Origin of the sequence: Flexivirga oryzae (assembly GCF_014190805.1) — a bacterium.
Classification (GTDB): domain Bacteria; phylum Actinomycetota; class Actinomycetes; order Actinomycetales; family Dermatophilaceae; genus Flexivirga; species Flexivirga oryzae.
In genome coordinates this window covers 1,575,657-1,597,462 of the sequence record NZ_JACHVQ010000001.1, presented here as the reverse complement: position 1 = coordinate 1,597,462, position 21,806 = coordinate 1,575,657, and the positions used below count along the sequence as shown (strand labels likewise).

Annotated in this window: 20 protein-coding genes; 11 read left to right on the top strand and 9 right to left on the bottom strand. The window is 69.0% G+C overall.

What is annotated here, in order from left to right:
- The first annotated feature begins 75 nt into the window (after window positions 1–75).
- Together FHU39_RS07345 and FHU39_RS07340 are read left to right on the top strand one after the other, a co-directional pair.
- On the top strand, window positions 76–1,101 hold the full coding sequence (locus tag FHU39_RS07345; protein ID WP_221185167.1) for an MsnO8 family LLM class oxidoreductase: 1,026 nt from the start codon (window positions 76–78) through the stop codon (window positions 1,099–1,101).
- A 17-nt stretch (window positions 1,102–1,118) separates the two neighbouring features.
- Complete coding sequence (locus FHU39_RS07340; RefSeq protein WP_183319742.1) at window positions 1,119–1,658, top strand: YbhB/YbcL family Raf kinase inhibitor-like protein; 540 nt, start codon at window positions 1,119–1,121, stop codon at window positions 1,656–1,658.
- Window positions 1,659–1,676: 18 nt separating this feature from the next.
- On the opposite strand, the gene FHU39_RS07335 is transcribed toward FHU39_RS07340, so the two are convergent.
- Window positions 1,677–2,222, bottom strand: coding sequence for a hypothetical protein (locus FHU39_RS07335; RefSeq protein ID WP_183319741.1), 546 nt, complete (start codon window positions 2,220–2,222; stop codon window positions 1,677–1,679).
- Between the two features lie 482 nt (window positions 2,223–2,704).
- Here FHU39_RS07335 and FHU39_RS07330 point away from each other — a divergent pair, with 482 nt between their 5' ends.
- Window positions 2,705–3,883, top strand: coding sequence for a DUF222 domain-containing protein (locus tag FHU39_RS07330; protein WP_183319740.1), 1,179 nt, complete (start codon window positions 2,705–2,707; stop codon window positions 3,881–3,883).
- Window positions 3,877–4,542, top strand: coding sequence for an HNH endonuclease signature motif containing protein (locus tag FHU39_RS07325; protein ID WP_183319739.1), 666 nt, complete (start codon window positions 3,877–3,879; stop codon window positions 4,540–4,542). Before FHU39_RS07330 ends, FHU39_RS07325 begins: the two co-directional genes overlap by 7 nt.
- A 173-nt stretch (window positions 4,543–4,715) precedes the next feature.
- Here the strand turns inward: FHU39_RS07325 and FHU39_RS07320 are convergent, their stop codons facing one another.
- Together FHU39_RS07320 and FHU39_RS07315 are read right to left on the bottom strand one after the other, a co-directional pair.
- On the bottom strand, window positions 4,716–5,201 hold the full coding sequence (locus tag FHU39_RS07320; RefSeq protein WP_183319738.1) for a GNAT family N-acetyltransferase: 486 nt from the start codon (window positions 5,199–5,201) through the stop codon (window positions 4,716–4,718).
- Window positions 5,202–5,259: 58 nt separating this feature from the next.
- Window positions 5,260–6,072 (bottom strand): TrmH family RNA methyltransferase, encoded by an 813-nt coding sequence (locus FHU39_RS07315; protein WP_343065775.1) that lies wholly within the window; start codon window positions 6,070–6,072, stop codon window positions 5,260–5,262.
- A gap of 69 nt (window positions 6,073–6,141) precedes the next feature.
- Between FHU39_RS07315 and FHU39_RS07310 the strand changes: the two genes are divergently transcribed.
- On the top strand, window positions 6,142–7,155 hold the full coding sequence (locus FHU39_RS07310; protein WP_183321053.1) for a hypothetical protein: 1,014 nt from the start codon (window positions 6,142–6,144) through the stop codon (window positions 7,153–7,155).
- Between the two features lie 11 nt (window positions 7,156–7,166).
- On the opposite strand, the gene FHU39_RS07305 is transcribed toward FHU39_RS07310, so the two are convergent.
- Together FHU39_RS07305 and FHU39_RS07300 are read right to left on the bottom strand one after the other, a co-directional pair.
- On the bottom strand, window positions 7,167–7,934 hold the full coding sequence (locus FHU39_RS07305; RefSeq protein WP_183319736.1) for a sulfite exporter TauE/SafE family protein: 768 nt from the start codon (window positions 7,932–7,934) through the stop codon (window positions 7,167–7,169).
- A 12-nt stretch (window positions 7,935–7,946) separates the two neighbouring features.
- On the bottom strand, window positions 7,947–8,759 hold the full coding sequence (locus tag FHU39_RS07300) for an ABC transporter ATP-binding protein (protein WP_183319735.1): 813 nt from the start codon (window positions 8,757–8,759) through the stop codon (window positions 7,947–7,949).
- 84 nt (window positions 8,760–8,843) lie between these two features.
- Here FHU39_RS07300 and FHU39_RS07295 point away from each other — a divergent pair, with 84 nt between their 5' ends.
- Window positions 8,844–9,596, top strand: coding sequence for a hypothetical protein (locus FHU39_RS07295; protein WP_183319734.1), 753 nt, complete (start codon window positions 8,844–8,846; stop codon window positions 9,594–9,596).
- 72 nt (window positions 9,597–9,668) lie between these two features.
- On the opposite strand, the gene glgA is transcribed toward FHU39_RS07295, so the two are convergent.
- The gene (gene glgA, locus FHU39_RS07290) at window positions 9,669–10,865 is read right to left on the bottom strand and encodes a glycogen synthase (RefSeq protein WP_183319733.1); all 1,197 of its coding nucleotides are present in this window, start codon (window positions 10,863–10,865) and stop codon (window positions 9,669–9,671) included.
- 43 nt (window positions 10,866–10,908) lie between these two features.
- Between glgA and glgC the strand changes: the two genes are divergently transcribed.
- The 5 genes from glgC to FHU39_RS07265 are packed head-to-tail and all read left to right on the top strand — an operon-like array spanning window position 10,909 to window position 17,864.
- Entirely contained in the window at window positions 10,909–12,159 is a 1,251-nt protein-coding gene (gene glgC / locus FHU39_RS07285; protein ID WP_183319732.1) for a glucose-1-phosphate adenylyltransferase, read from the top strand.
- A complete protein-coding gene (gene serB / locus FHU39_RS07280) occupies window positions 12,156–13,418 on the top strand; it encodes a phosphoserine phosphatase SerB (RefSeq protein WP_183319731.1) in 1,263 nt (420 codons plus the stop codon). Before glgC ends, serB begins: the two co-directional genes overlap by 4 nt.
- Window positions 13,411–14,295: a cyanophycinase gene (locus FHU39_RS07275; RefSeq protein WP_183319730.1), complete on the top strand. Its 885-nt coding sequence runs from the start codon at window positions 13,411–13,413 to the stop codon at window positions 14,293–14,295. Before serB ends, FHU39_RS07275 begins: the two co-directional genes overlap by 8 nt.
- Window positions 14,296–14,341: 46 nt before the next feature.
- Window positions 14,342–17,170 carry a cyanophycin synthetase gene (gene cphA, locus FHU39_RS07270; RefSeq protein ID WP_183319729.1) on the top strand — a complete coding sequence of 943 codons (2,829 nt, stop codon included), beginning with the start codon at window positions 14,342–14,344 and terminating at the stop codon, window positions 17,168–17,170.
- Between the two features lie 43 nt (window positions 17,171–17,213).
- Entirely contained in the window at window positions 17,214–17,864 is a 651-nt protein-coding gene (locus FHU39_RS07265) for a nucleotidyltransferase domain-containing protein (RefSeq protein WP_183319728.1), read from the top strand.
- 179 nt (window positions 17,865–18,043) lie between these two features.
- Here FHU39_RS07265 and FHU39_RS07260 read toward each other — a convergent pair whose 3' ends face one another.
- Genes FHU39_RS07260 through fabG form a run of 3 tightly spaced genes read right to left on the bottom strand, consistent with a single transcriptional unit; the run spans window position 18,044 to window position 21,806 of the window.
- Window positions 18,044–20,236, bottom strand: coding sequence for a tetratricopeptide repeat protein (locus FHU39_RS07260; RefSeq protein ID WP_183319727.1), 2,193 nt, complete (start codon window positions 20,234–20,236; stop codon window positions 18,044–18,046).
- A gap of 39 nt (window positions 20,237–20,275) precedes the next feature.
- Window positions 20,276–21,043 (bottom strand): enoyl-ACP reductase FabI, encoded by a 768-nt coding sequence (gene fabI, locus FHU39_RS07255; RefSeq protein ID WP_425484766.1) that lies wholly within the window; start codon window positions 21,041–21,043, stop codon window positions 20,276–20,278.
- Window positions 21,044–21,095: 52 nt separating this feature from the next.
- On the bottom strand, window positions 21,096–21,806 hold the full coding sequence (gene fabG, locus FHU39_RS07250; protein ID WP_183319726.1) for a 3-oxoacyl-ACP reductase FabG: 711 nt from the start codon (window positions 21,804–21,806) through the stop codon (window positions 21,096–21,098).

Genomic DNA, 21,806 nt, shown 5'->3' with positions numbered 1-21,806 from the left:
ACGAACCTTACCCATTGGTAACCGGCTGTCTCGACCGGCGGAATGCCACCGCCTGTCGGTGGTGTTGCACGTGTCGTGACCGATACCGCCATACCTCTCTCCGTGCTGGATCTCTCCCCCATCTCCGCCGGGCGCACCGCGTCCGACGCGCTGCGCGAAACCGTCGCGCTGGCGCAACACACCGAATCACTGGGTTACGAGCGGTTCTGGGTCGCCGAGCACCACAACCTGCCGAGCGTTGCGAGCTCCTCGCCGGTCGTCATGATCGCCACGGTCGCAGCCGCCACCGAGCGGATCCGGGTGGGTGCCGGCGGCATCATGCTGCCCAACCACGCGCCGCTGCAGGTCGCCGAGACGTTCCGGGTGCTGGAAGCTCTGCACCCGGGGCGGATCGACCTGGGTCTCGGGCGCGCACCCGGCACCGACCAGCTGACCGCTTTCGCGCTGCGCCGCAGCAAGGAGGCGCTGACCGCGGACGACTTCCCGCAGCAGTACGCCGAGCTGCGTGCGTATGTCGACGGCTTCCCCGAAGACCACCCGTTCGCGCCGATCAGCGCGCAGCCGCGGGACGTGCCGTTGCCGCCGATCTGGATCCTCGGCTCCAGCATGTATGGCGCACAGGCAGCCGGCGTGCTCGGCACCAACTTCGCCTTCGCCGGGCATTTCGGCAGTGTCGACCCGACGGACGCATTCGACGCCTACCGCAGCTCGTTCCAGCCCAATGGCCGCCAGGATTGCCCGGATGAGCCGCACAGCATGCTGGCCGTATCGGCGATCGCTGCCGAAACCCCAGAGCGGGCAAGGGAACTGGAGCGCGCGGCGTTCCTGTCCACGGTGCGTCTGCGGCAGAACCGCCCGGGACCGATGCCCACGCCCGAGGAGGCTGCGGCTCACGAGTGGACCGAGATGGAGGAGCACCTGGTCAACAACCTCGGCCGGTTCGTCACCGCGGGCACGGGCGACGAGGTGTATGCCGGGATCACGGACCGCGCCACGTCCTGCGGGGCCGACGAGCTGATGATCACGACGAACGTGCACGACCCGAAGGAGCGGCAGGCGTCATACAGCCTGATCATGGAGGCGGCTCGCGTCACGGCGTAGGCGAGTACGTTGGGGACATGGATCTGGAACGCCCTGAAGCACCCGACCCCTACGCCCTGCTCCCCACGGTCCCTGCGCTGACTGTGACCAGTGAGTCGTTCTCCGACGGCGACCCGCTCCCGGACGAACAGGTCTTCAACGACTGGGGATTCACCGGTGGCAACACCTCGCCGCAGCTGTCCTGGAGTGGTGCCCCGGAGGGCACCGCCGGCTATGTGGTGACCTGCTTCGACCCGGACGCGCCGACCCCGTCGGGCTTCTGGCACTGGCTGCTGCTCGGCATACCTGCCGACGTGACCTCGCTGCCCGCGGGTGCCGGTGGCGGTGGCGACCTGCCCGCCGGAGCCTTCCACGTGCGCAACGACTTCGGTTCCAAGGCGTATGGCGGTGCGGCGCCGCCCGCCGGCGACCGACCGCACCGCTACATGTTCGCCGTGCACGCGGTGGGGGCGGACCTCGGCCTGGACGACAGCGTCAGCCCGGCGGTCGCCACCTTCACGACCGGCGGCAACCTGCTGGCCCGCGGCGTGATCACCGCGCTCTATCAGGCGAAATAGCCTGGGGCTCGGAGGGTCTCAGCTCTCCGGCCCGTTGTCGTCCCCGGTCGCGTCGTCCACGTCGCCGCTCCCCGGCTCGGCGAGTTTGTCGGCCCGCGGTGGGTCGTCATGTCGCACGGCCTCTTCGACCGGCCTCCCGGTCGCGGGGTCGATCGGGCTCTCCCCTGTGCCGCCTCCGGCTCCGGCGCCCTGGATGCGGTTGCCCGCACGGTCGGTCGGCGTGTCCGGGTCGAGCCGGTCCGCGCGCCGCAGCGTCTCGGTGTGATCTCGTTCGATGGCCGCTGCCGCGTTGCGCTCGAACTCGGCCTCCGCCTCGAGCTTCCGGGCCTTCTCCTCCTGCGCGTCGGCCGCGGCGCGTGCCCGCTCCGCGGCGGCGGTGGCGTCGGCAGCGCGTTGCCCGGCCTCGGCCACGGTCGTCTCGTTGCCCTTGGCCTGCCCGCGCAGTTCGCGGACCTCCTCCCGCCTGGCCACAGCGCGGCGCTTCCCCTGCCACATCGCGATGAGGACGAGGATCACGATCACTACGAGGATGGCGATGATGATCCACCAGGTCTTGGTGTCCATGAGCCCTTCCGATCGTCCGACGGATGCTGACAGTTCCGAACCTACTGCGCCGAAGCACGAGGTCGACCTCCGCCGCGCTGCCCGCCGGCGACGGAGCTGGCGCGTCGCCACTCCGAGCTGCCCGAGTGACCACCCTGCGCCGGCCGGGTGACCACCCCTGCGCCGGCCGGGCGACCGCCCTTGCGCCGGCCGGGCGACCACCCCCGCGCCGGGCTGGGTGACCACCCCGCGCCGGGCTGGGTGACCACCCCGCGCCGGGCTGGGTGACCACCCCTGCGATGCCGAAGGACGACCGCGCCGGCCGAGTGACCGCCCCCGCGTTGGCCGAGTAGTCCGAGCCGCTAGGCGAGGACGTATCGAGGTCAACCACCACGCACAGCAACAACCCGGGGCACTAAGGAATCCACGAAAAACACTCACAGGACACGAAATACAGGCGATCAACCCTTGCCACCAGCATCGAACACGCGTACCATAAGTTCATGGGAGGGGACACCAACAACACCACCGCCGCGGAGAAACTCCATGCCGCGATGCAGTTGCTGACCGCCGCGTTCGAGGACACCCGCCTCGATGAGATCACCCTGACCAAACACGACCTGCTGCAGCAGACCGTCGCCGCGCAACAGGTGCTGAACACCGCGTGGGCGATCCAGTCCGCCCGCCTGGCCCAAGCCGCCGCGGTCGAAGAAACCGTGATCCCCGACCATGACGAAGCCGACGGGTCGAGGACCCGGCAGGTCCGGCACGCGATCGGGGCGCACCAGGACGAATACATCGGGTGTGAGGTCGGGCCCCTGCTGGGGTGGACCCCCGGGTACGCCGTGCACCGGGTTGCCGAGGCCAGCGACGCGATCACCCGCACCCCCAGACTGTTCCGGCAGGTCGCCGCCGGACGGCTGGAACCGGCCAAACTGAGCACCATCCACCGGGCCCTGGGCCGGGTCAGCACCGTCAACGACGACGGCGACCCCATCACCCTGGACCTGGCCCGGCAGATCGAGACCGCGTTGCTGGGCGCCGACCCGGACGACCCCGCCACCCGCGCGGGGCTCACCCACGCGCAAGCCGTCGCCGTCGAAGACGCCAACATCGACCTGCTGGCCCGCCAATCCACCCGGCAGGTGCAACACCGCACCCACAAGGCCCTGGTCGCCCTCGACCCGGTCGCCGGCGGGAACGCCGCCACCCGGCGCCGCCGCGACCGGATCGGCGTGTACACCCACCCCGACGACGAACCCGGCCTGTGCCACCTGCACGCCATCCTGCCCAGTACGGCAGCCGCGAAAATCATGGCCGCCGTCGACGACCTGGCCCGGCACCTGCACGCCGACACCACCACCACCACCAAAACACTGGCCGAATGCCGCGCCGACGCCCTGACCGACCTCATCCTCAACAACGCCCAAGTCACCACGAACCTGCTCATCCAGATCCCCATCCACACCCGTACCGGCGCCACCAACGGCACGACAACTGACAGTGGGACAGACCGCACCGCCGAAGGCACCGCCTTCCAACCACCAGCAACCGGAACCGGCAGCGCAGTCCCTGGCAGCGCAGCAGGTGGTGGGTGCGCTCCGGGGTGGCCGGCCGCGTTCGCACACCCGTTCCATCGCCGGACGACAGTGACGACGGCGGTGGTGCGCGGACGGTGCTGAAGACCGAAGCGCAGATCGAAACCGAGTTCAACGACCTCCTGCAACGCCTCTACCCACCCGACCCCGACGACCACGACGACGAGTGCGACCCGGACGACTACCGGGACGACCGGGACGACTGGCAACACCACCAGCAGCACGAACACCAGAGAGACTGCGACACCACGACGAGGTCACCGGGCCAATCACCACCGGCCCCGGCGACACCACCAGCATCGTCACTGCAGCCCGCGGTGACAGCGTGGCTCGGTGATGCCACCGTGCCCGGGGTCGGGATCATCCCCGCCACCATCATCCAGGAACTGTCCCGATCGTTCGGGGCCACGATCACCCGCGCCCTGCTGGACGCCGACACCGGCGTCACCATCGCAACCAGTAACACCCACTACCGGCCCAGCACGAAACTCGCGGCCTTCGTGCGAGCCCGGGACGTGCACTGCCGGTTCCCCGGCTGCACCCGCCCCGCCCGCTGGTGCGACATCGACCACGTCACCCCCTGGCCGGCCGGGGACACCACCCCGACCAACCTTCACTGCCTATGCCGCCACCATCACCGCGCCAAGCACTCCACCGGCTGGTCGGTCACCATGACCCCCGACGGCGTATGCACCTGGACCACCCCCACCGGACGCACCCACACCACCACACCCGCCGAATAACATGACAACACAACATGTTCGGCCCGTGACCGCGGGTCTCGATACAGGCTCGCCTAGCGGCTCGCCCTACTCGACCAGCGCGAATTGTTCTGCGGGCCACCTCGCCCTACCCTTCGATACGCCCGCTCGTACCTCGCGGACTACTCAGGGCGGCGCGCCACCAGCGCGAGCCGTCAAAGGGGGATCACATAACGCCGTAGCCCGACATCGCCTCTTTGGAATCTCGCCTGGAATCGTCCGCCGCATCCCTCAAGTGTGTGGATCGACGCGAGGTTGTCGTCGCGGCACACCGCGATCAGGTCGAACCGGCCCTGGCGTCGCGCATGCTCGAGTACGCGATCCACAGCCCAACTCGCGACCCCGCGGCCTCGTGCCGACGGGCGGACTCCGTAGCCGAGATGCCCGTGCTCAGCGGCACGCTCGTCGCGTTCAGCGCGCAAAGCGATCCCGCCCACGACCACCTCGTCCCCGACGATCCACCACAGGCTTCCCGGACCCGAGCAGAGCTTGTCCAACCACTGGGCAAATCCGGCCTCCGACTCGACATCGTCGTCCGCACCGATCCCGAAGCCGTCTTCGTGCAACCCCGGCCCCCACTCCGCGTGCGCCTCCCAGAACGCTTGACGGCGAGACGCATCCGGCAGCACGAGTTCGAGCACGCGTCCACCCTATGGTCACCCGAGCCACACGATCCGTCGCCGACCCGAACCGACTCGGCTACCGCGTTGCGTAGAACGCGACCGCGGACGATGCGGCAACGTTCAGCGAGTCGACGCCACCTGCCATCGGGATGGTGACCCGGAGGTCGAGCAGTTGATCTGCGCGTGCAGTCAGGCCATGACCCTCCGTGCCGAAGACCAGCGCCAACCTCGAATGATCCTGCGCCACCAGCTCATCGAGCGTGACGGCATCGTCGGCGAGCGTCATACCCGCCACGGTGTAGCCGGCGGCGCGCAGCGCCTCGATACCGTCCGGCCACGGCTCGATGCGCGTCCACGGGACCTGGAAGACGGTCCCCATCGACACCCGGATCGAGCGGCGATACAACGGGTCCGCGCACCGCGGCGTCACCAGCACCGCGTCCACGCCCAACGCCGCGGCGGATCGGAAGATCGCACCGACATTCGTGTGCTCGACCAGATCCTCCAGCACCGCGATCCTCGAACGACCAGAGCCTGCAAGCAATTCGGTGTATGCCGGCAGCACCGGGCGGTGCATCGACGCCAACGCGCCGCGGTGCAGGTGGAAGCCGGTCATCTGCTCGATCACCTCGTCGCTGCCGACATACACCGGGACACCATCGGCATCGGCCTGCTCGACGAGGTCCGCGAGATCCGTGAGCCAGCGGCGGCCCATCAGATAGGACCGTGGCCGGTGCCCTGCAGCAAGGGCGCGCCGGATCACCTTCTCGCTCTCGGCGATGTAGAGACCGTGCTCCGGCTCCAGCTTCCGCCGCAACGCGACGTCGGTCAGCTGGAAATAGTCGCGAACCCTCTCGTCGCCGGCTTCGGTGATCTCGATGACTGCCACGAGCGCACAGCCTAAACGGGCCTCGCGAGCCTGCCGGCATGGCGGCGGCACGACGGATACTGTGCCGAGGTGAGCGAACCGACAATCTCCTGGTCTGCGTTGAAGAACCTGATGATCACGACCCAGCCGGACCTGGTGGTCCATGGCACGGTCAGCACCGATGAACGCGAGCTCTACGTCGGCATGGCCTGGTCGGAGCACACTGCACCGCAGCTCACTCCCGTGGTCCTTGCGGACGAGGACGGACCGGCCACTTTGCGCGTCGTCATCTCCGGCGAGTACCTCCGCCTGGATCACCCGGACGGCACGCCGTACTTCATCCTCGGCGACCGCGCCTGGCTGTTCGAGGAGGATCCTGCCTGTCCCTACGAGGACCAGGTCTCCCAGGTGCAGTGGGTCGGGACGATCACCGATCTCGTCTCGCGACCGTCGCACGACCGGTTCGAAGGCACCGACTTCACGACCCCGACCGGCCCGGTCCATCCCGCGGAGTACCTCGGGCGCCCGGCCTGGGAGGTCGAACTCGCTCCCCCGTCACACAAGCCGTATCCACTGACCTACGTCGTCGACGCCGAGACCGGACTACTGCTTCAAAAGCGCAACGAGCGCGCCGGCCTGCTCGCCGGATGGACCGAGTTCCGAGTCGGCGGAAGCGTTCCCGCCGACACCTTCACCTGGACCGGACCGGTCGTCACCGAGGAAGAACGCGCCGCTGCCCACTGGGCCGAGCACCAGGCGGACATGCGCCGTCGCGAGGAATGGTTCGAGCGGAACGTCGCACCCCAGCCGGTGACCCTGCAGCTCACCCATACCGGCACCATCGACGTGCACTACTGGGAGGACGACGGGTCGTTCGACGGCAGCCTGGGCGAACCGGTCGTGTCGTTCAGTCGTCGCCCGCTGACGCGGCCGGACTTCGACACCGTCGACGATGACACGGTCGATGACGACACGAGCAGCGACACGACCTACGAGTGGACCAGCGGCGAGTGGCGCTGGCAGGTGACCACGTATGACGCGACGCTGACCCCCGATGCGCTCACCGCACTGCAGGAGCAGTTGCACGCGCTCCCCACCGGCTGACCGAGGTCGGCTCAGATCATCGTCGCGATCGCGACGACACCCACGACGACGATGAAGGCGCGCAGCAGCCACGGCGGCAACTTCCGACCGACCTTGGCTCCGATGAAGCCACCGATCAGTGACCCGATGGCGATCAGCAGGGCCACTGACCAGCGCACGTCGTGGAACGACACGCTGATGAAGGTCAGTGCGGCGACCGAGTTGACGATCGTGCTCAGGATGTTCTTGATGCCGTTGAGCCGCTGCAGCGAGTCCGACAGCACCGCGCTCATCAGACCCATCAGCAGGACACCCTGGGCGGCGCCGAAGTAGCCGCCGTACACGCCGCAGACGAAGACGCCGCCGGTCAGTGCGAGCTGCCGGCCGCGCGACATCGGCGCGGTCTCGTCGGGATGGTGGGCGGCCGCACGCTTCTGCAGCCACGGGCCGATCAGGACCAGCACCACCCCGAGCAGGATCAGCGACGGCACGATGGCCTTGAACGCCGCCGGCGGCAACCAGATCAGCAGCAGTGCACCCACGGCGGCACCGAGGAAGGACATCGGGGTCAGCTGCCGCAACCGCGCGCCGGCGCCGACCACCTCCTTGCGGTAACCCCACGATCCCGAGACACCACCGGCGACCAGCCCGACCGAGTTGGAGATGTTCGCCGGCACCGCCGGGTAGCCGAACGCCAGCAGGGTCGGGAAGGTGACCAGGGTGCCAGAACCGACAACGGTGTTGATCGTGCCTGCGGCAACGCCGGCAAGCGTGATGAGCAGGATGTGCGTCAGGGACATGAGCGGGACGGCTCAGTCCGCAGCGTGTCGGCCGGCCGGCTGTTGCACGGCGCGCGCTGCCCACCGGTCGCCCACCCGCTCCAGCGCCAACTCCAGTCCGAAGGTGGCGGAGAGGTTCTCGGCGGTCAGCGTCACCTCGATCGGACCGGCGGCGACCACCTTGCCGTCGCGCAGCAGCAGCACGTCGGTGAACCCTGGCGGGATCTCCTCCACGTGATGGGTCACCAGGACGAGTGCGGGCGACTCGATGTCCTGAGCGATCTGGCCCAGCCGGAGCACCAGATCCTCACGCCCACCGAGGTCGAGACCAGCGGCCGGCTCGTCGAGCAGCATCAGCTCGGGGTCGGTCATCAGGGCACGTGCGATCTGCACCCGCTTGCGCTCACCCTCGCTGAGGGTGCCGAACCGGCGCTCCACCAGATGACCCGCACCGAGCGCGTCCAACAGTTCGCGGGCCCGGCCGTGGTCGAGCTCGTCATACTGCTCCCGCCACCGGCCGACCATGCCGTATGCCGCCGTCACGACCACATCACCGACGATCTCGGCGTTCGGGATCCGCTCGGCGATGGACGCCGACGCCAGACCGATCCGTGGACGCAGTTCGAAGACGTCGACCGTGCCGAGGACCTCGGTGAGCACACCGGCGACTCCTGCGGTCGGATGCATCCGCGCAGCAGCGACCTGCAGCAGCGTCGTCTTCCCGGCACCGTTGGGACCGAGGACGACCCAGCGTTCGCCCTCCTCGACCTCCCAGTTGACGCTGTCGAGCAGGCGCTTGTTGCCCCGGACCACGGTCACGTCGGCGAGGGCCAGCACATCGCTCATGAGTGGCACCTTACGGCCTGAGGCCTCGTGTCGTGTGACCGGTCGTCACTTGGGATCGGCCGCCCGGCATACCCTGGTGCGACCATGTCCGACCTACCCGCCGCCGTGCGTCTCAGCCTGTGGGTGACCGCTGCCTGGGCGGGTCACCTCGACCTCGAGGAGGCCGTCCGGCGGGCCCTACCGGACGTCGACCACATCGCCGGCGACGTCGGTCACCTGATGACCTGGCAGGACCTCGGCGAACGGGTCCTGGCGTGTGCCCTGCCGCGTGCCGGCGACATCTCCGGTCTCCCCCGCGGCAACCCCGAGCTCACCGCCGCTGCCACCGATTCCGGCGAATGCGTCTACGTGCCGGCACTCGGCGGCGCCCTGGTCCCGTCGGTGGAGATCTTCGGCCCCGCGGGCGACGAGGGTATGGCGGTCCGCCTGACGGCATACGACTGCGACCCCACGCCGACGCACCGGCTGGAGGAGCTGCACGAGTCGCAGATCGAACGAGAGCTGCGCGGACGTCTCGCGCACGCGACGAACGCCCTGGAACTGCTCGACATCCAACCGTTCGCGGGCTCGAATCTGCGGGCACAGGCCGATGAGGTCGCCGCGCTGCGCGAGTGGGGTCTGCCGTCCGGGTTGCCGGGCCGGGCGATCCGGATCCTGCAGACCGCCGGAACCGTCGGCGCCGCAGTCGATTTCGCACTCGGTCACTCACACGCGCTCGATGCGGCGGCCGATGCCGGACGACATCGCGCCCTGCGGGAGCTGCAAGCGGCCACCGATCAGGCGATGGCCCAGGCCACCACCGCCGCAGCGCTGCACCTCGCGGGGCTGCGGGCCTGAGGATCACGCGGTTTCGATACGGGCTCGTGCCTCGCCCTACTCAACCCGCACGGGACACGGGCTCACCTCACCCTACTCAGCCACTGCTGAGTACACCTCCTGGGTGCGGCCGGCGATCGTGTCCCAGCCGAATTCGCGCACGGCACGCGCCCGCCCGGCTTCGCCACGCCGTCGCGCATCGATCGCATCGCTCACCGCGGTCGTCAGCGCCGCGGCCAGGTCGGCCACGAACCTGTCCGGGTCCTTCGGTGTGCCGGTTCCGTCGGTGACCTGGTCGATCGGCACCAGCCAGCCGGTCTCACCGTCGGCCACGACCTCAGGGATGCCGCCGGTCGCAGTCCCGACCACGGGACAGCCGCACGCCATCGCCTCGAGGTTGACGATGCCGAGCGGTTCGTACACCGACGGGCAGACGAAAACCGTTGCGGCCGAGAGCAATGCGATGACCTCTGCGCGCGGCAGCATGTCCGCGATCCAGGTCACGCCGGCGCGGGTCTCACGCAGCGTCGCGACCAGACCCTCGACCTCCTGCAGGATCTCCGGGGTGTCCGGCGCGCCCGCGCACAGGATCAGTTGCACCTCCGGCGGGAGCTCGGCAGCGGCACGCAGCAAGTAGGGCAGCCCCTTCTGCCGGGTGATCCGACCCACGAAGATCACGCTGGGCTTGTCCGGGTCGACGCCGTGACGCCGCACGGTCGCGGTCGCTTCGTCGCTCGTGTCGCGGTGCCACAGCTGCGAATCGATGCCGTTGTGCACCACGTGCACCTTGTCCGGATCGAGGTCGGGATAGCTGGCCAGCACGTCCTTGCGCATGCCGTGGCTGACCGCGATCACGGCGGCGGCGCCGTCATACGCCGTCCGCTCGATGTATGACGACAGCCGGTAGCCACCGCCCAGCTGCTCGGCCTTCCACGGCCGCATCGGCTCCAAGCTGTGGGCCGTGACCACGTGCGGGACCCCGTGCAGCAGGGATGCGACGTGCCCGGCGAAGTTGGCGTACCAGGTGTGCGAGTGCACGATGTCTGCGCCGGCGCAGTCCGCCGCGATGGTGAGGTCCACACCCATCGTCCGCAGTGCGGCATTCGCGTCTCGTAGTTCGGGCAGATCGGGATAACCGGTCGTGCCGGTCTCATTCACCGGACTGCCGAAGGCACGCACTTGGACGTCGTCGCCCAAGGCCCGCAACGCGCGCACCAGCTCGGTGACGTGCACTCCCGCACCGCCGTAGATGTTCGGCGGATATTCCTTGGTCAGCAGATCGACTCTCACAACACCTGACGCTAGCCCCTTCTTGCCCTTTAAGGTCTGGGGTATGGCGCGACGAGGTGGTCCATCAGTGCTGGCGATCGTCCTGGCGGGCGGCGAGGGCAAACGACTCATGCCGCTGACGGCGGACCGAGCCAAACCGGCGGTGCCGTTCGGCGGCATCTACCGGCTGATCGATTTCGCGCTGTCCAATCTGGTCAACAGCGGCTTCCTGCGCATGGTGGTGCTCACGCAGTACAAGTCGCACAGCCTGGACCGGCACATCGCCAAGGCCTGGCGCATGTCCACGATGCTCGGCAACTACGTGGCACCGGTTCCCGCCCAGCAACGACGCGGGAAGCAGTGGTTCTCCGGCTCGGCCGACGCCATCTACCAGAGCCTGAACCTCATCTACGACGAGAAGCCCGAGATCGTGGTCGTCGTGGGCGCCGATCACGTCTACCGCATGGACTTCGACCAGATGATCGACCAGCACATGCAGTCCGGCGCCCGGGCCAGTGTGGCCGCGATCCGCCAGCCGATCGAGCTGGCGGACCAGTTCGGCGTGATCGAGCTGGCGGAGGGGCAAGGCTCCAAGATCGGCGCCTTCCGTGAAAAGCCCTCGGATCCTGTCGGACTCGCCGACTCCCCGCACGAGGTGCTCGCGTCGATGGGCAACTACGTCTTCGACACCGATGCGCTCATCGAGGCGGTGATCGCGGACGCCGAGGACGACAACAGCAAGCACGACATGGGCGGCAACATCATCCCGTCGTTCGTGGAAAGGGGCGAGGCGCACGCCTACGACTTCCGCGACAACGACATCCCCGGCACGACCGATCGTGACCGCGGCTACTGGCGTGATGTCGGGACGATCGACTCGTTCTACGACTCGCACATGGACCTGGTGTCCATCCACCCGATCTTCAACCTCTACAACTACGCGTGGCCGATCCTCACCAGCGGCACCAACTACCCGCCGGCGAAGTTCGTGCACGGCGGATCGGACCGCAGCGGTATGGCGACCGGCTCGATGGTCTCCCCCGGGTGCATCGTCAGCGGCTCGGTCATCGGCAACTCCGTGCTCGCCAACAACGTCAAGGTGCACTCGTTCGCCCAGGTGGACGACGCGATCCTGATGGACAACGTCGACATCGGCCGGCACTGCCGCATCCAGCGGGCGATCATCGACAAGGACGTCCACGTGCCCGACGGGGCCAGCATCGGGCTGAACCACGAAGAGGACCTCGCTCGTGGTTTCACCGTCACCGAGTCCGGCATCACCGTGGTGGGCAAGGGGACGGTCATCAAACCGTGAACCAGCCGGATCCACAACAGAATTCGTCATACACCACCCTGCTCGTGACCCTGGTCGGGCAAGACCGGCCAGGGGTGTCCGCCGACCTACTGGCCGCGGCCGCGGCAGCCGAGTCGGTGGTGCTCGACCTCGAGCAGGCCGTGGTGCGTGGGCGACTGCTGCTCACGGCCCTGCTGCAGCCGGCCGGCGACGCCGAGGACCTGTCGGACGCGATCGCGGGCGTGGCCGGGCGGCACGGGCTCACTGCCACGATCGAGCCCGGTCACGGCGACAACCCGGCACGGCGCACCGGCCGTGCCTCCGTGGTGGTTCTGGGCGCCCCGCTGCGCTCCGGCGGACTCGCCGCAGTGACCGCCGCGATCGGCGAGCAGCACGCCAACATCGACCGCATCCGGCGGTTGTCCCGCGATCCGGTGACGACGATCGAGCTGGACCTGTCCGGAGCGGACGTGCCGACCCTGCGGCGTCACCTCGCGCTGATCGCGGCGGACCACGGGGTGGACATCGCCGTCACACCCGGCGGTCTAGCGCGCCGCGGCCGGCGGCTGCTCGTGATGGATGTCGACAGCACCCTGATCCGGGACGAGGTGATCGAGTTGCTCGCGGCACACGCCGGCCGGGAGCAGGAGGTCGCTGCGGTGACCGAGCGGGCGATGCGCGGCGAGCTGGATTTCGCGGAGAGCCTGCACGAGCGGGTCCGGTGCCTCGCGGGCCTCGACGAGTCGGTCTTCGAGGAGGTACGAGGCGCCGTGCGGCTCACGCCGGGCGCCCGCACCCTGGTCCGGACCGTGCGCCGGCTCGGCTTCTCGGTCGCGGTCGTCTCCGGCGGCTTCCTGGAGATCGTCGGCCCGCTGGCCGCCGAGCTCGGCATCGACCACGCGCACGCCAACCGGCTCGAGGTCAGCGACGGCAAGCTGACCGGCCGGGTCGAAGGCACGATCGTCGACCGGGCCGAAAAGGCTCGTGCTCTCCGCAGATTCGCCGCCGAGGAGGGTCTTCCGCTGTCGCGGACGGTCGCGGTCGGCGACGGCGCCAACGACCTCGACATGCTGGCCATCGCCGGCCTGGGGGTGGCGTTCAACGCCAAACCCGTCGTGCGCGAGCAGGCCGACGCGAGCGTCAACGTTCCCTACCTGGATGCCGTGCTCTTCATGCTCGGCATCTCTCGGGAGGACGTCGAGGAGGCCGACCGGGTGACCGGCGACGGTGAGACATCCGACGCGATCCGCGCTGCTTCCCTAGACTCGCCCCATGTCTGATCCTGCTCGCCGGTCCCTGCTGATCATCGGCGGCGCGGAGGACAAGGTCGGCCGGGTGACGATCCTGCGCCGGTTCGTGAACCTGGCCGGTGGCCGCAAGTCACGGATCGTCATCATTCCGACCGCATCCTCGGTGCCGGAGGAGGTCGTCGAGGTCTACTCGACCGTGTTCTCGCGTCTCGGCGCACCCCAGATCGACGCGGTCAACCCACCCGACCGCGCCCACAGCAGCGACGACGAGCTCCAGGCGCTCATCGACGGCGCCACGGGCATCTTCCTGTCCGGTGGCAACCAGCTCCGGCTCAGCCAGCTGATCGTGGGCACGCCTCTCGGTGCCGCGATCCTGCGGGCCCACGAGCGCGGGGCCGTCATCGCGGGAACCTCCGCGGGGGCATCGATCATGAGTCGCTTCATGATCTCGATGGGCGACGAGGGAGTGACACCGCGGCAGCGGTCCAGCCAGCTCACCGCCGGCCTCGGCCTGCTCCCCGGCGTCATCGTCGACCAGCACTTCGACCAGCGGGCCCGATACGGCCGCCTGCTGTCCCTGGTGGCCTCATCGCCCAGCCTGCTCGGTATGGGGATCGACGAGGACACCGCGGCGGAGATCACCGGCGGTACCGAACTGACCGTGGTCGGCTCCGGCGCCGTCTTCGTGGTCGATGCCCGCACGGCGGTCACCGACGCGCACGAGGCCGAACGTGACGCGCCGCTGCTCGTGACCGGTGCGATCGTGCACACCCTCCCGTTCGGCGCGACCTTCGATCTGGAGACCGCGACCCTCACCGGGTTCGACGAGAAGTATGCCGACATCGCGGTCTCGACCAGCAGGGACCGGCACGACACGGCCACCGCCGCGGCGGCACTGCGCCGCTGAGACGCCTGTCCCGCCATACGGACGACAGCACGAGAGGAGCAGGTCGATGGAGAACTCACCGACGAGCGGTCAGTTGAAGGTGCTGCGGTCGCGGGTCTACCGCGGTCCGAACGTCTGGGACTACGGTCCTGCGGTCCACCTGCTCGTCGACCTCGGCGAGTTGGAGGAGTTCCCGACCGACAAGCTGCCCGGCTTCACCGATGCCCTGCTCGAGCGGTTGCCCGGTCTGTCGGAGCACACCTGCTCCCGCGGTCATCGCGGGGGCTTCGTGGAGCGGCTGCGGGAGGGCACCTGGCTGGGGCACGTCGCCGAGCACGTCGCGCTGCAACTGCAGCAGGAGGCCGGTCACGACCTGCGGCGCGGCAAGACGCGTGGCGACAAGAGCCGGCCCGGGGTCTACAACGTCATCTTCGGGTTCTACGACGAACGCGTCGGCGTCGCTGCTGGTGAGCTTGCGGTCCGACTCGTCAACGAACTGGTAGTCCCCACAGACGATTTCGACTTCACCACCGAGCTCGACCAGTTCCTCCGGCTCGCCGGGCGCACCGCCTTCGGCCCGTCGACCGCTGCGATCATCGACGAGGCGGTCAGCAGGGACATCCCGTGGACGCGGCTCAACCAGCATTCGCTGGTGCAACTCGGTCAGGGGGTCCATGCCCAGCGGATCCGCGCCACCATGACCTCCCGGACGCCGGCCCTCGCCGTCGACATCGCCGGTGACAAGAACCTCACGGCGACGCTGCTCGGCTCGGCGGGTCTGCCGGTGCCGAAAGCGGTCACCGTGCGCACCGCCGACGGCGCCGCCACCGCCGCCGGCCGGATCGGATTCCCGGTCGTGGTCAAACCGTTGGACGGCAACCACGGCCGTGGGGTGATCCTCAACCTGCAGACCGAGGACGAGGTGCGCCGGGCGTTCCCGCTGGCCGCCGAGCAGAGCCGCCGCGGCATCGTGCAGGTGGAGTCGTTCATCACCGGCAAGGACTACCGCTGCCTCATCATCGGCGGGCGGATGGCGGCCATCGCCGAGCGTGTCCCGGCGCACGTGATCGGCGACGGCACGCACACGATCGCCGAACTCGTCGACATCACCAACGCCGATCCACGACGCGGCGTCGGGCACGAGAAGGTGCTGACCCGGATCGCGGTCGACGACGCCGCCGTCGAACTCGTCCGCGAGCAGGGCTACGAGATGGACGCGGTGCCGCCGAAGGACGAGATGGTCAAACTCGCCCTCACCGGGAACATGTCGACCGGGGGCATCTCAATCGACCGGACCTTCGACGCGCACCCGGACAACGTCGAGATCGCCGAAGAGGCAGCGCAACTCATCGGTCTGGACATCGCCGGGATCGACTTCATCTGCCCGGACATCACGGCACCGGTGCGCGAGACCGGCGGTGCGATCTGCGAGGTCAACGCCGCTCCCGGTTTCCGGATGCACACGCACCCGACGGTCGGCGAGCCGCAGTTCATCGCCAAACCCGTCGTCGACCTGCTCTTCCCCGCCGGTGCGCCGTCCCGGGTGCCGATCGTGGCGGTGACGGGCACCAACGGCAAGACGACGACGTCGCGCATGCTGGCGCACATCATGAAGAGCCTCGGCCGCAAGGTCGGTATGACGTCGACCGACGGCATCCTGGTGGACGAGCGTCTGCTGATCAAGGCGGACGCGTCCGGCCCGCGCTCAGCGCGCATGGTGCTGCAGAATCCGCGGGTCGACTTCGCGGTGCTCGAGGTCGCGCGCGGCGGCATACTCCGCGAAGGTCTGGGGTACGACCGCAACGACATCGCGGTCGTCACCAACATCGCGCCCGATCACCTCGGAATGCACGGCATCGACACGCTCGAGCAGCTGGCGCGGGTGAAAGCCGTGATCGTGGAAGCGGTTCCGCGTGACGGGTATGCCGTGCTCAACGCCGACGACCCGCTGGTGCGGGCGATGCGCCGCCGGTGCTCGGGCACCGTCGTCTGGTTCTCGATGGAGCCGCCCGGGAGCCGGGTCCGGGACTTCATCGACGAGAAGTGCCGCCGGGGTGCGCGGGCCGTCGTGCTGGAGCCCTCCGACCGGGGCGAGATGATCGTGCTGAAACAGGGCCGTCGTGCCATGCCGCTGGCATGGACGCACCTGTTGCCGTCGACCTTCGGTGGCACGGCCCGGATGAATGTCGCCAACGCGCTCGCCGCGGCGGGTGCCGCGTTCGCTGCAGGTGCGCCGCTGCACGACATACGGCAGGGCCTGCGGACGTTCACGACGACCTACTACCTGTCCCCCGGACGACTCAACCGCGTCGAGGTCAACCACGCCGAGGTCTTCGTCGACTACTGCCACAACCCGCCGGGCATGCACCGGCTCGGCGAGTTCGTCGAGGGTTATGTCCGGCAGCGGCAGGGAGCGGCCGACCACCGGATCTCGCGCATCGGGATGGTGGGTGCCGCCGGAGACCGCCGCGACGACGACATCCGTGAACTCGGCCGCGCCGCAGCGAAGTACTTCGACGTGCTCATCCTGCGTGAGGACGACAACCTGCGACGGCGGGAGCCCGGCGTCGCCGCGGCGCTCGTCGAGGAAGGCGTCCGCGAGGCGATGGCCGACGGTGCCCGGTGTCGGCAGGTGTTCACCGTGCTCCACGAGCTCGAAGCGACCCGGCATGCGGTGCACCTGGCCAATCCGGGCGACCTGGTGATGCTGTGCGTGGACCAGCACGCAGCGGTGCTCGCCGAGCTGGAACGCTTTACGCACCAGGCGAATGCGGGTGCGCGGACCGACGACGAGCAGCCCGGAGACCCGGACCTGGACCCGCAGCAACTGGCGACCGCAGCCAACGAGGCGTCGGCGGCCGACGACAACGAGTGGCGCGCTGCGGCGGCCGAGTAGCGACGAAGGAGCGTATCGAGGTCCCGCCCGCTACTGTTCCGGGATGACCGAGGTGTGGCAGCCCAGCGAAGCCGAGTTCTCCGCGACGTACGGACCGTGGCGACCACGTACTCCCGCGGATGTCGCGGAGATGCTGGCGGACTACTCGGGCACCTGGTTCATCGCGGGCGGGTGGGCCATCGAGGCGTTCACCGGCGTGACGCGTCCGCACGAGGACTGCGACCTCTCGGTGCTGCGCACCGAGGTCGAGGAGTTCCGCCGGTTCGTGCGTGCTCGGTATGACGTGTGGGCGGCCGGATCCGGTGCGCTCAAGCCGGTTTTCGCAGATGACCCGGCGTCCTTCGACGAGGTCGCGCACGCGGGATCGGAGCAGCTCTGGCTGCGACCCGGCTGGAACCGGCCATGGGAGTATGACGTGCTCCTCGCCCCCGGTGACGCGAAGACCTGGGTCTACAAACGCGATCCGGAGATCACCATGCCGATGTCCGAAGCGCTGTGGGACAAGGACGGGGTGCGCTACCTGCGGCCGGAGATCCAGTTGCTCTACAAGGCCCGTGGCCTGCGCGCGAAGGACCAGCAGGACTTCGACGTCGCCTGGCCCTTGCTCGATGCGTCGCAACGGCGCTGGCTGCACCAGATGCTTCAGCGCACGCTTCCGGGGCACCCCTGGCTGAGCGCGCCCCAGCAGGACTGACTGCTCACGACCCTGAGTAGGGAGCGGCGATCCCTGAGTAGCCCGGAGCCTGCGGAGGGCGTATCGAAGGGTCGCTCGCGGTGGTCTCGATACGCTCCCCCACTGCGCTCCTCCGCTACTCGACCAGCTCGCGGAGGGGTGACGCTCGACGCGCCGGTCGGCAGCTTCGGCCGAGGTGACTAGTTGCCGATCGCGTCGGTGAAGCGCGTCAGCGAGTTGAGATAACGCTGCACGTCGGGTTCAGCGCTGGAGGCAACCAATTGCGCTGCGGTTGCACGCAATGCCTCGGTGTCGCGACCGAGGTCGTGCAGCGTGAGGGCGCGGAAGAGCACCACCGCCGTGTTGCCCGGGTACTCTTCCGCGAGCCGGTCCAGGATCGCCAACGACTCGTCGAACCGACCCAGGTGCCGGAGGGTCGAGGCCTGCTGGATGAGAGCGCGGTGCCGGTACGGTTCGTCGATCCGCCGCGCAAGCGCCCGCTCGTACCACTGGAGCGCCTCATCTTCCAGGCCCGCCGAGTCGTGCGCGCCGGCTAGCTCGTAGAGCACCCGCCCGTCACGCGGAAAGCGTTGCTGCAGTGCACGAGCGGCGTCGATGCGTGCCGCGTCGTCGTCCATCTCCCACAGGGCGGCGATCTCCCTCTCCGCCTCGTGTTCGCCGCGGGCTGCGATCACCTTCCGCCGGATCTCCGCCGCGTCGTCGGCGGTGCCGCTGTTCTCCACCAGCCAGCTGTGCAACTTCGCACGGTCCGAGTGGGTCATCAGTGCCAGCACGTCGCCGTCGTGCGCCGCGCTCAGCAAGCCCGTCAAGCCGGTCAGTTCGTCGGGCCACGACGCCGTCGGCACCACACCGACACTTGAGAGCCCTTGCCGCAGAAAGCTTTCCAGCTCCTGCATGGTGCGCCCACGCAGATAGTGCTCCTTGTGCACCACCTGCACCCGGTCGGCACGCAGCCCGGCCATCTCCCCCATCGCGATCAGGATCTCGTCGGTGCGGTCACCGCCGGTCCCGAGTCCGAGCTGCAGCTGCGATCCCGGCCGGACCAGCCCGCGCCCGACCTGCAGCAGTGCATCGAGCCCGGCCTCGTTGTGCGCCATGTCCAGCACGACGGTCGCCGTGCCGCCCTGCGGCAGCACGACCGTGTAGATGTTCATCCGGCCGGGGTTGTGCCGATGGTCCGGCGCGAACGTTCGCAGACCCTCGATCACCGCGTCACGGCTCAATCCGGCACCCAGACCGGCCGCGGTGGCCGCCAGCGCGTTGGCGATGTTGTGCTGGGACAGCCCGGACAGGGTCACCGGGACGTCCAGCAGGCTCACCAGTCGGTCCGGTGAGCGTCCTGGCTCCAGCACGGTGATGTCACCGTCGATCACGGTGACGCCGCGTCCGCGGGTCTCCAGCGACTCGCGCAGCGCCGGTGACTCGGCGTCCAGGCTGAAGCACCACGGCTGGCCGCTCGCAGCTGTCCGCATCGCCCACACCCGAGGGTCGTCCCCGTTCAGCACGACCCAGCCCTTCGGCCTGGTCACCTTGGTGATGATCGCCTTCACCTCGGCGAGCTGATCGATCGTCTCGATCCCGTTCATCCCCAAGTGATCCGCGCTGACGTTGGTCACGACGCTCACGTCGTTGGTCGCGGTCCCGAGGCCACGCAGCAGCATGCCGCCGCGAGCGGTCTCCAGCACGCCGAACTGCACCCCGGGTGCCTCCAGCACGGTGCGCGCGCCGCCCGGCCCGGAGTAGTCGCCGCGCTCGATCAGTTCACCCTGGACCAGGACACCGTCGGTCGAACTCCATCCGGTGCGCAGGCCGGCTGTCATCCCGAGATGCGCGACCAGACGCGTCGTCGTGGTCTTGCCGTTGGTGCCGGTGATCGCAACCACGGGCACCTTCGGCCGCAGCGGCTGCACCCGGTCACCCAGCGGACCGGCCTTCACCTGCGCGGCAGCGGCACCGATCGTGCCGACCGGGTCGTCGGCGGTGAGTATGTCGGTCAGCACCCCGCCGAGCAGCTTGCCGACCATCTCACCCCGGCCACGGTTGTTCAGCGCGAAGGCCACGACGATCTCGTCGAGTTGCTGCCCGGCGCGCACCCGCACCGCCACCCGGCTCGAACCCGCCTGACGCACGAGAAGTCGCACCACTCGTTCGGCCAGCCGCAGCACGAAACGTTGGCGTGCCTCGGTTTCCGGTGCGCCGGCGTCGCTGGCCCGCACGGCCAACGAGCGACCGAGCTGCCTCAGCTCGCCCGGATCGGCCACGGCATACCCCGGCAGTCGCACGGTGATCTTCGCGGCCGGCCGGGTGAAGTAGAGGTTCGGACCCGAGAGGATCCGCACTTCGGCCACCTCGGCCACGGGACGCGCGTTCATTCGTCAGATGCTAGTGATGTCGAGCCTCGCTGAGCGGTACTACTGCCCCATCGCGTGCACGCCGCCGTCGACGTGCACGATCTCACCGGTGGTCGCCGGGAACCAGTCGGACAGCAGCGCGACGCATGCCTGCGCCGCGGGCCCGGGGTCGGTGATGTCCCAGCCGAGCGGCGCACGCTCGCCCCACACCTTCTCGAACTGCTCGAAGCCGGGGATCGACTTGGCCGCGGTGGTGCGGATCGGGCCCGCCGACACCAGGTTGGAGCGGATGCCCTTCGGACCCAGGTCACGCGCCAGGTAGCGGTTGGTCGACTCGAACGCCGCCTTGGCGACACCCATCCAGTCGTACACCGGCCAGGCGAACTTCGCGTCGAAGGTCAACCCCACGAGCGACGACCCGTCCGTCATCAGCGGAAGCGCAGCAACAGCAAGCGATTTCAGCGAGTACGCGGATGCTTGCAGGGCAGTTGCCGCGTCCTCCCACGTCCCGGCCATGAAGTCGAACGCCCCGGGCGGTGCGAAGCCGATCGAGTGCAGCACACCGTCCAGCGAGTCGACGCCGGCCGCCTTCAGCCGGTCGGCCAGGCTGGCCAGGTCCTCGTCGCTCGTGACGTCCAGCTCGAAGAGCTCCGGCGTCTGCGGCAGCCGCTTGCTGATCGTCTGGGTGATCCGCATGACCCGCCCGAACGACGTCAGGATGACCTCCGCACCCTGCTCCTGGGCGATCTTGGCCACGTGGAACGCGATGGACGACTCCATCGTGATGCCGGTGATCAACAGTCGCTTGCCTTCGACGATGCCTGCCACGTCGACTCCCTCGGTTCTGTGTTGTTGTCGTGTGCTGTGGTCTGTATGCCGCTCAGTGGCCCATGCCGAGGCCGCCGTCGACCGGGATCACCGCGCCGTTGATGTATGCCGCTGCGTCACTCGCCAGGAACCGCACGACCTGGGCGACCTCGTCCGGTTCGGCGAGGCGCGCGGCGGGAATCGAGTCGACGTAGGCCTTGCGCTGCGCCTCGGGCAACGCACGCGTCATGTCGGTGTCGATGAAACCGGGAGCCACGACGTTGGCGGTGATCGCCTTCTTCCCGAGCTCCCGGGCGATCGAGCGCGCCATACCGACAAGACCGGCCTTGGACGCCGCGTAGTTGACCTGCCCCGGTCCACCGAGAAGACCAACAACACTGGAAACGAAAATGATCCGGCCACCCTTGCGGCGGATCATCCCCTTGGTCGCCCGGCGCGCACAGCGGAAGGCGCCCGCCAGGTTCGTGTCGACGACGCTGTCGAAGTCCTCGTCCGACATACGCATCAACAGGGTGTCCTGGGTGATGCCGGCGTTGGCGACGACGACCTCGACCGGGCCGCCGAACTGCTCCTCGGCCGCGCTGAACGCGGCGTCCACGGAGGCGGTGTCGGTGACGTCGCACGCGACCGTCGTGGCACCCTCGGGGCCGTCGGATCCGCTGCGGGAGGTGACCACCACGTTGTCCCCGGCAGCCACGAAGGCCTCGGCGATCGCCCTGCCGATCCCGCGGTTCCCTCCGGTGATCAGCACGTTCTGGGGCAT

Coding starts and splice junctions, on each gene's coding strand:
- FHU39_RS07330 (WP_183319740.1), top strand. CDS start 2,705: ATGGGAGGGGACACCAACAACACCACCGCCGCGGAGAAACTCCATGCC.
- FHU39_RS07335 (WP_183319741.1), bottom strand. CDS start 2,222: ATGGACACCAAGACCTGGTGGATCATCATCGCCATCCTCGTAGTGATC.
- FHU39_RS07300 (WP_183319735.1), bottom strand. CDS start 8,759: ATGAGCGATGTGCTGGCCCTCGCCGACGTGACCGTGGTCCGGGGCAAC.
- glgC (WP_183319732.1), top strand. CDS start 10,909: ATGGCGCGACGAGGTGGTCCATCAGTGCTGGCGATCGTCCTGGCGGGC.
- FHU39_RS07265 (WP_183319728.1), top strand. CDS start 17,214: ATGACCGAGGTGTGGCAGCCCAGCGAAGCCGAGTTCTCCGCGACGTAC.
- FHU39_RS07305 (WP_183319736.1), bottom strand. CDS start 7,934: ATGTCCCTGACGCACATCCTGCTCATCACGCTTGCCGGCGTTGCCGCA.
- FHU39_RS07295 (WP_183319734.1), top strand. CDS start 8,844: ATGTCCGACCTACCCGCCGCCGTGCGTCTCAGCCTGTGGGTGACCGCT.
- FHU39_RS07275 (WP_183319730.1), top strand. CDS start 13,411: ATGTCTGATCCTGCTCGCCGGTCCCTGCTGATCATCGGCGGCGCGGAG.
- FHU39_RS07260 (WP_183319727.1), bottom strand. CDS start 20,236: ATGAACGCGCGTCCCGTGGCCGAGGTGGCCGAAGTGCGGATCCTCTCG.
- cphA (WP_183319729.1), top strand. CDS start 14,342: ATGGAGAACTCACCGACGAGCGGTCAGTTGAAGGTGCTGCGGTCGCGG.
- FHU39_RS07340 (WP_183319742.1), top strand. CDS start 1,119: ATGGATCTGGAACGCCCTGAAGCACCCGACCCCTACGCCCTGCTCCCC.
- fabG (WP_183319726.1), bottom strand. CDS start 21,806: ATGCCCCAGAACGTGCTGATCACCGGAGGGAACCGCGGGATCGGCAGG.